The 9,125-nt window shown below is 33.5% G+C and carries 5 protein-coding genes and 1 pseudogene; 1 reads left to right on the top strand and 5 read right to left on the bottom strand.

Translation table 11 applies throughout. The annotated features are described in order from the left end of the window. Positions 1 to 607: 607 nt before the first annotated feature. The 5 genes from FOT98_RS28180 to FOT98_RS28155 form a co-directional block, all read right to left on the bottom strand. Positions 608 to 832: a DUF2187 family protein gene (locus tag FOT98_RS28180; protein ID WP_000400344.1), complete on the bottom strand. Its 225-nt coding sequence runs from the start codon at positions 830 to 832 to the stop codon at positions 608 to 610. Between the two features lie 1,315 nt (positions 833 to 2,147). Next, a complete protein-coding gene (locus FOT98_RS28170; protein ID WP_000104855.1) occupies positions 2,148 to 3,683 on the bottom strand; it encodes an alpha/beta hydrolase in 1,536 nt (511 codons plus the stop codon). A 281-nt stretch (positions 3,684 to 3,964) separates the two neighbouring features. Then, positions 3,965 to 4,384, bottom strand: a complete 420-nt coding sequence (locus tag FOT98_RS28165; RefSeq protein ID WP_000746039.1) for a hypothetical protein — start codon at positions 4,382 to 4,384, stop codon at positions 3,965 to 3,967. A 340-nt stretch (positions 4,385 to 4,724) separates the two neighbouring features. Continuing rightward, complete coding sequence (locus FOT98_RS28160) at positions 4,725 to 6,800, bottom strand: serine hydrolase domain-containing protein (RefSeq protein ID WP_000428420.1); 2,076 nt, start codon at positions 6,798 to 6,800, stop codon at positions 4,725 to 4,727. 90 nt (positions 6,801 to 6,890) lie between these two features. Beyond that, positions 6,891 to 8,060 (bottom strand): serine hydrolase domain-containing protein, encoded by a 1,170-nt coding sequence (locus FOT98_RS28155; RefSeq protein ID WP_000708698.1) that lies wholly within the window; start codon positions 8,058 to 8,060, stop codon positions 6,891 to 6,893. Between the two features lie 717 nt (positions 8,061 to 8,777). Between FOT98_RS28155 and FOT98_RS33310 the strand changes: the two are divergent. Continuing rightward, positions 8,778 to 9,125: pseudogene (locus FOT98_RS33310) on the top strand (methyl-accepting chemotaxis protein); the annotation flags it as partial.

Genomic DNA, 9,125 nt, shown 5'->3' with positions numbered 1-9,125 from the left:
TCCTATTGTTATTGCACCAACTAAAATTTTCTTCATAAATTTCTCCCCCTATAATCTATTGTAAGATTTTATTCTTATCACCTAATAGATTAATTGTTATATAAAGAGGAGAAAATATAATAAATTAGACAGTATTCTACATATTTTTTACGTTTTGTATTTTTATTAATATTTAATTTTAATGTCTTTGTTTTTTCAATACATTATGAGATTAGATTAATGATTTATGCAATAAAAGTACAAAAAATACATAATGTGAATATTCTAATATCAATTGAGAAATAAAGATAATTATTTTATGTAAAACTTACTTTAACTATACACGTATTTTGTAAAACTGATAATCTTATTCTTTTCATTTGATAGCGATAAACCAGTAATACCATAAAAAACACATGCTATCACAAGTTCGTCTGAGTTTAACATTTTGTGCACTTTGTAAAATTCGTTTTCGATTTGCAAGCATTAAGCATAGTTGAAAAAAGAATCTATGATAGTGCTTTTTCTAAACGAATATGTTACTATCTAACAGCTGGTATTCATCATCTTAAGGAATCCAGTAACTTCATCTAAAAAAATGCTCCTAGATTAATCTAGGAGCATTTTTTTATGAAACATTATTTTTTATTTGTCTATGATCCACTTTGTTATAGTAACCATGTTTTACTACTTGCCTAGCATCATCTACTTCAATTCCCATTATATCGGTAATATCTACAACAATTGTATTCTGTAGAACACTCACTACATATCCGATTAATTGTAAATTAGGATTTTTACGATATAAAAATTGAACGTAATCCCCAATTGTTACCTTTTTTTTATGTTCCATTTGGTCCCCCTGAATCATCATTAATTATTCGTTAGGTTTCCCTTTTTTTTCTTCTTCATACTGTTTAGTAAATTTATAAAATGAAGAACGCTTAATATCATATTTCTTCATAGTTTCTACTTTAAATACAATAAGAAAAGTAAAAAGAACTTGTAGAAATTACTACAAGTTCTTTTTGAGGTTACAGCCAATATACAGGACACATAAAAATATCTGGTTATTCATATCGGGGAAACCATCTTGAATATGGTTTGATTCCATTATATAACAATTATCAATTATTTAAGTTTTAATTTTCGAAAATTATGTGAATTAATAAAATGAGGTGTTGCAACGGGTCGTTAATCCCTAAAGATATCAATTATACATTTTGCAGAGAATGTTTTGAACCAATACCTATACCATAATAAATTATTAAAAATATAAATATAGGTAAATAGTGAAGAATAGTGTGTTCTTACAGAAATATGTATAAAAATATTTAAGATTAATTATAAGAAAATGAGTTTTACGTTATAACTAACTATAATTCTTGAATATATATAAATGGGGGATTCTTATTTTTTTATTTATGTGATGAAGAAGTTTTGTGTAGGAGAATTATACAAACGTTTGTTTTAAATATTTTAGTTATGAATCAATATATGAAGCAATTAAAGTATAACATTCAATTATCTGATTAGTTAATTTCTCATTTATTATATAAATTTTCACAAGTTCTTCTTAACGTTTATTTATGAGAAATAATTAACTTTTAAATTTTTCTAATATTCGAAACCACTATTTGTAACTCCGACCATATTTTATTGATACCAATACAGTTACAGGTATGTTAAAATCCATTTGAAACATTGCTTTTTGGAATACAATTGCAATTATAATCGCAATTTATTTTCTACAAACTGATTGGGTTGTAACCCAAATTGCGGCTTTATTCCGCAGTCCTTAACAAACTGTTAAGGATCTTTTTTATTTGTCCTTTAGTTGTAAAAAATAAACTTTTCATTCTGGGGGTATCTTAAAATCTTAGCTTGATGTGCATGTGGCGGTACCCCATTGCCATCAACTTAAGAAAAGCAAATACCCCAAACAGATTTTTTTGTTTAGGGTATTTGTATATACTTCCAAATATTGAGTCGATAAGCGTAGAAGATCTCCCAAAATATGAGAATCTACAGTATTTAAATAAGTAACTTTACTACGTTCTTTATAGTTCTTTATAGTTATTTATATCATGATATAATTATATTTATACAATTAAAACTCAGTCTATCTTAAGAACTGAAAATAGCTACTAAAAATGTGGTTGCTAATTTTATTTCGATTTTCCTTGCACCCAATTGACAATATCATTTATAACATACTCAGGGATATTAGCAGGAGTATAATATTCATCTGGTTTACTTAATTCCCCGTCTCCTTCTGTAAAGAAGTGATTTAACTTTGGATATAGTCTATATTCAACGTTATCTCTCTCTTTTAATTGTTCTTTCCAAAAAGGAATTTCACTTTTTGATTGAACTTGAAAGTCTCTTTCTCCTTGAAGAATAAGAAGTGGTGTTTTTTGCTCTTTTGACATTTCTGCTGCTTTAATTTTACGGATAGAATCCCAATATACTGGTGATCCTAACTGAAAATCTTTTGGAGGATTCTGACTAGAAAAATTAGGGTTATTTAATAATTCAAATTGTGATTTGTAAAATTTATATTCTTCTGGTTTCATTGCTCCAATAGAAAGACGATACTCAAGTTGATCTAAAGCACCGTCTATAAATGAACGGGCCGCTCCTCCCATCACAATTGCCCCAGCAATATTTTGATTTTGATCTTTTTCAATCATCTTCGGAACCATCATTCCACCTAGACTATGACCAAGAATATAAATTTGATTCTTATCTATCATAGGTTCATTTTGAAGAAATTGAGTCACAAGAAGAGCATCATCTGTTGTCTCTTTATCAACTATATAAAACGGACTAAGTTCTGTTTTCAATCCATGTTCATAAGTTCGTTTATTATAGCGAAGGACGGCAATTCCTTTCGAGGCAAGACCTTCCGCTAAATCGCGAAATGGTTTTAAAGCATACGCTGTTTCATCCTGATCGGCTGCTCCAGATGCATGCACAAGGATAACAGCTGGGAAAGGACCCTTTTTTCCCTTTGGAACAGATAATGTTCCTGGTAATGGAAACGCACCACTTCCAACTACTACTTCCTTATTAACAAATGATTCAGGCTTACTATATGATGGACGATCTGCTACAGGACTAAACGGCATACTGAGTTGAAAATCATCTATTTTTCCAGCTGGATCCAGTTTTATTAGTAAAGGTACAGTAATTTGTTCAAAAACTAATTTAATCTCTACATTTGTATGAACGGAATTTATCTCTTTTTGTTTAACCTCTCCAATTTCTATAAGAGAACCTGCTTGTAATTGAGAAGGAATTTCCTTCCAATAATTCTCAAGCCATTTTTCGGATATTACTTTCTGTAATGATCGAGAAGTTAAATGAAGTGCAGATTTATAATCTTCACTGTGCATGGAACGTATAAATGAAAGAGCAACAGATATACCAGAATTTTCATCGACAATATTGTCTATTTTTTTTATATTTGTTTTCTTTTCCTTTAATGTCGATTTAAATTGGTGATTAAACGGATTATTATATGTATTAGGATATAAACTTGATTTCAATACATCCTTATTTCCCCCCTCAAACAGGCCTGAAGAACCCACGGAATTTTTAGATAAAATTCCTTCCTCCGCATATGAAACCGAAGGAATCGTTATTACACAAATTGTACTAACAAGTAATAACTTCTTCCCTATTTTTTTCTTCGTACTCATATTTATTGATTCTCCTTTCAAAATTAATATTTCTTATTACGGTATGCCTAGTACTATAAGAAAGAAATTTTTTAAAAGAGATTAATAATCTACTTTACGGTTCCTTGTAACAGGTTAAAAAGCTATTATAAAATTGATAGATTGGATAATACATAGCATAGAAAGGCCCTACCATTCTCATAGGATAATGAGGCTTTTATATACATAAAGACACCAACAGGTGTCTCTATGCTATTTAAACCATCATATTGTACTAATTATTAAGTTGTATTAGCACATTACTATTTGTGAACAAATTTAATGGTTTTTGGATCTACTTTTGCGTTAATAACTTTGACCTTTATGGAATAACTACCTTCTCCTAGATCTTTTATAGGAACTGAGAATTTTTGCGTATTCGATCGGTAAGGAATATTTGCACTTGCTACATGTGATAAATCGCCTCGTAAATTATAAAACTCAAATACTACATAGCTTTTTTTCCCCTTGGTAGATGAACTTAAATCAGCACTTCCAAGAATGGTATTGTAATACGGAGAATGTTTTATTGGATTTCCATTACCAAGCCAAAATTCACTTTTATTAACGGAGGATTTTTCAGTGTTAACCTGGGCGGAAACTGTATTCTGATCAGGACTATAAAATGCACCAAAGACTAGAAAACCTATACTCATTACAGGAATCAGAATTCTTTTTTTCATTTTAACTACTCCTTTAATTATATTTTTAACAAATACATAATACAAATAAATTCCTTTAATGTAAATATATAGAATATAATTGGAATATTAATCTATAGAATTGTGTTTTTATTTCCTCATGCTTTTTTGATTAGAGCACTAGAACGTCGTTTGGAAACACAATCCCTCATATTAAACATTTTAAATTCACGAATTAGAAAAAATACTCATTGCTATTAAGCTAAGAATTTAAGTGTAGTATCATTTGTGGAAGTTCTCTTTGTAAAGGGAATACTTAAAATACAAATAACACCTCTTTTCCTTGTCATACTGTTTTATTGAAGTCTATCCCAAGTTGTAGCTAGTTCAATGCGACTGTAAATTCGGAGTTCGGTGCGCCAGCAAATACAACCGTTCCGTTCTCTGGTAGTTTCACTTTATTATTGTCACTAACGACGGTAAAATTGACGCATACTCCATTCTCATCATACACTGCGAATGAACTTCCTAATGGCAACTCCACAGTCATCGTTTTCCCAGCTGCCTCTTGCGGGATCGTAAACCATTTCGCATGCCCATTTTTTTGCAGTGTAACTTTCGATAATTGACCTGTATCAAGAGATTTTACGTTAGATTCACTGACGTATAAAAAGCTGGACATCTCCATATATTCAGTACCATCCTCTGTATAGAAATGAGCTTCCTTTGTATCCCGCCCATTCATTACGGGAATCTGAATTTGATGCGTCGCCGTATTCGGACCTATAATTTTTTTACCGTCCCAATAGCCATCTTTGAGCGTTATTTGTGTGTTAAGAGGTATTTGTTTTCCTAGATAATTTATAGAATTAAATTTTTCGTTAACGAGGTAGAACTTGCCACCCTCACGCTTCGCCCATGCAGCAGCTGTTTTCTTCGGTAACACATTGTTTTCTAATTTCTGGGCTAAATAGTGAGTCAGCACATTTTGTCCCAATCCCGGCGATAATTCATATGTGCTCTCTCTCAAATAAACTTTTCCATTCTTCTCTGTGACGAAGTTAAGCTTGGAAGTACCCTTCTCATTTATAAAGCTTCCATCCGCCGTATATACATATTTTTCTTCTGGTTTAGTTGGTAAAAACAGTTCTCCCTTCTTCGTAATTTCTATTTTGAAATCGCTGTAGCTATTTCCATAAAAACCCGCTTTTTTTACCACGTCTTGGGGCACTTTAGCCTTGACGGGCTTGCCGAAGGATTTATCTGGTTTTATATCCTTAATTGCCCCTTTCTCTTTAAGCCTAGCTAGCAGTAATTTATTTGCCAACAGTTGATTTGTCATACTGCTGCCGCCGGAGGACAATACAGCTGCTGCCATCTTCTGTTCTGGAAGTACGACCAATGTAGCATGTTGCAGCATCGTATCCCCTCCCTTAGCCAATGCTTTTATCCCATATTCACTAAATGGGTATAGTTTCACACTATCCCAGCCAAGACCATAGTTGAACACATTATCGCTATCTCCTGGCCACATTCCTTTTTTATATTCTTCTTGTTCCATCGCCTTGACTGCTTTATTAGAGAGAATTTCTTTTCTCTGTCCCATAAATATTTGTGAGAATCGTACCACATCTTCTGCAGTAGAAGAGATTCCTCCCGTACCAATCACATTTACCATTTCACTTGGAAGCTGTCCCTGATATGTCGGAGAATACTGTCCAGCCCGCTTTTCGTCTTCCCATTTGTCTTGCGATGTTATCGTATGATTCAGTTTTAATGGCTCTGTAAACTTTTGATGTAGAAATTCAGTAAAATTCATACCGCTGACTCTTTCTACCAAGATCTCAGCCAGCGTAAAACCATCATTACAGTATACTGAGAACGCACCAGGGTCTGCCTTCAAGTTTTGGTTGGACAATTGTTGCAACAAGATATCATGGGCATAAGCATCATTATCTTTAAATAAAAATGCATTATTGAACGTCATACCTTGCAAACCCGTGGAGTGATTTAACAGCATACGCGGTGTAATACGCTTATATCGTTTATCTTTCATTTTGAAATCAGGAATATAGCGGGCAACAGGAGCATCCAAATCAACTTTTCCTTCGTCTACCAGTTTCATAACAGCCGCAGCTGTATATACTTTACTGGTTGAACCAATCCCGTATAGAGTATCTTTGGTTAGTGGCTCTTTCCCTTCTATGTCGTTCTTGCCTGTCTGCCCCGATACAATAAGTTTACCATTATCAATCAACGCATACTGTACACTAGTCGTCTCATAGGACTTCGTGAGCAGTGCAGCGTTCTCTGCAGCAATCTTCTCCAAATCTTTACTAGCAACTTCTTGGCTAGATACAACCGGAGTCTTACTGCTAGAAGACGCTATCGCTCCTGTTGGTAGGCTCATCGTTAGAGCCAAGGTAGCGGCTAACACCTCAGATAGTTTATTTTCCATAAGAAAAATGCCTCCTTAGATAAATGATCGATTTCATCTCTTATTTGTTTAATTACAAACATTACATAAATTACTATTCCATCTGTATTCTTACTGGCTAAATTCAGCAAGTAAAATACTTTTAAAAAGACCAGGACTCTCGGCTCTACCCATACTGTTCAAATTGACCGTCAACATATGCCTACCTCCATGTGTCCCTCCAGTAAAAGTATCAAATCCTGGAATGCCACCTGTATGTCCCCATATCGAGATATCGTTAGGAAGTTTAATTTCATAGATTCCTAGACCATATCCATTGATTCCTCCCTTTCCGGTAGGGACCGTAGTGAGCATTTGTTTTAGTTGCTGTTCTTTCAGTAATTTGCCACCAAGCAAATAAGAAAAGAATTTATTTAAGTCGTCTGCAGTAGAAATCATATCCCCAGCTGAGCTAGCTATACTTGGGTTAAAATGAGTAACGTCTTTTAACTCACTTCCCTCTTCTTGTTGAACATAGCCACGGGCGTGCTTGTTTCCTGGAATGATACTTGAATTTCCAGGTAAGAATGTATTCGACAATTCGAGTGGTTCAATAATTCGATTTTCAATCTCTTCTGCATAGCTGTTTCCGGTTACTTTTTCAATAAGCATACCCAGTAATACGTATCCTGTGTTTGAATAAGACCATCCCTTTCCTGGAGCAAAATCTGGAGGTGCTGAAAGTCCAATCTTTACTAGCTCTTCAGTGGTATACACCCTTTTGGGATTCGTAAAATCAGCTTCTTTTGATTTCGAGTACTCAGCAATACCACTTGTATGATTCAACATTTGACGGATAGTAATCTGTTTAGCGTCATATCCAGTTCCTTGAATGACACCAGGTAGCCATTTTTCAATTGAATCATCTAAGTTTAATTGATTTTCTCCAGCTAATTGAAGGATAACCGTTGCAGTAAAAGTCTTCGTTACACTACCAATACGAAAGCGAAAATCTGTTTTCATCGGTTTCTTAGTTCTTAGATCCGCCACACCAGCGGCATATCCCCACGTTTTTTCACCCTCAGAAGTTTTAGCGAGTATTCCCGGGTATCCAAGTTGCAATGTATCTCGCATTGCTTGTTTGACGGAAGTACGATCTCTTTGAGTACTTATTTGTAATGAACTAAGTATATTTTGAGTGGAATCTGCTTTTATAATTGAGGTGGTTTTTGAGTATAATAAAGAACTTCCGGTAATGAACAGTGCTAAACCTGCAAATGTAAGTTGACTATATATTTTCATAAAACATTCATCCCCTTTATTCATACAGTATAGGAGGTTATATGTTATTTCTGACTAACTACACAGATATCATCTTTATATTGATTGTTTTTACAAGCACCATTCTGTCATAATCAAAGGTAAATCCTCTCTTTTTTACACATATGCTAGTATCATACATTACTTTTTCATTTAGAATGTTCTTATTACTAGTTTGTTGTTCGTATAAATGTATCCTATTTCCCCCCTCTTTTACGCTTCTCTATATTTGTATCCTATACAATAAAAATTTCTTTTTTCTTATCCATTTCTTACAATTTCCTTACGTTCAAATCACTTCTATAATTAGGTGGTTTTTATTTTAAAATCTCCAGAGTAATAAATGCTTACATAATCCCACGATTTCATAGAAGATGAATTAATACCCCTGCACCAAATTATCATGCACATCTCTGATATTTCCTTGGATTCCCCCCCCCTCAACCTTTACCACAGTTCCAACCGGCATCAACACCTCTTCACGTTTTTATAAATAGTAATAACTAATCAACTCCTTACCTGAAAATAAATGAATATAGAAAAAGAGAGATAAGGTTAAAATACCTTTATCTCTCCTTTTCTCTCACATATTATGTGAAGTTTTTTTGTTTTGGGGTTGATTTGTATTCTTAAGTTGATGGGCATGTGGCGGGACCCCATATAGAAAAATTTTATTTAGAAAAAGTGAAAAAAGGAGTACAAGTTACTAGTATTCAAGAAAGTTCATTATCAATGGAAGAAATAGCGACTGGAGTTCAAACAGTAGCTGAGTCTTCGGCAACGGTTACAGAATTGGCTGTCACAACAACTGAACAAGTCAATTCTGGTAGTAAAGTGATAAAACACTCTATACATCAAATGAATAGTGTTCATGAGGTTGTTGAAGAAACATCCACAGTTATTGATAGACTTGTTACACGTACATAGCAAATCGATAAAGCTCTGGAAGCTATCACTAACATTGCCGAACAAACCAATCTTCTCGCATTAAACGCTGCTATTGAAGCTGCGCGTGCTGGAGAAAATGGAAAAGGGTTTGCAGTAGTT

It is taken from the genome of Bacillus sp. HY001 (assembly GCF_007558965.1).
In the GTDB taxonomy this organism is placed as follows: Bacteria; Bacillota; Bacilli; order Bacillales; family Bacillaceae_G; genus Bacillus_A; species Bacillus_A mobilis.
Note: the sequence above shows the minus strand (reverse complement) of the source record. Positions and strands in the feature narration are given on the sequence as shown.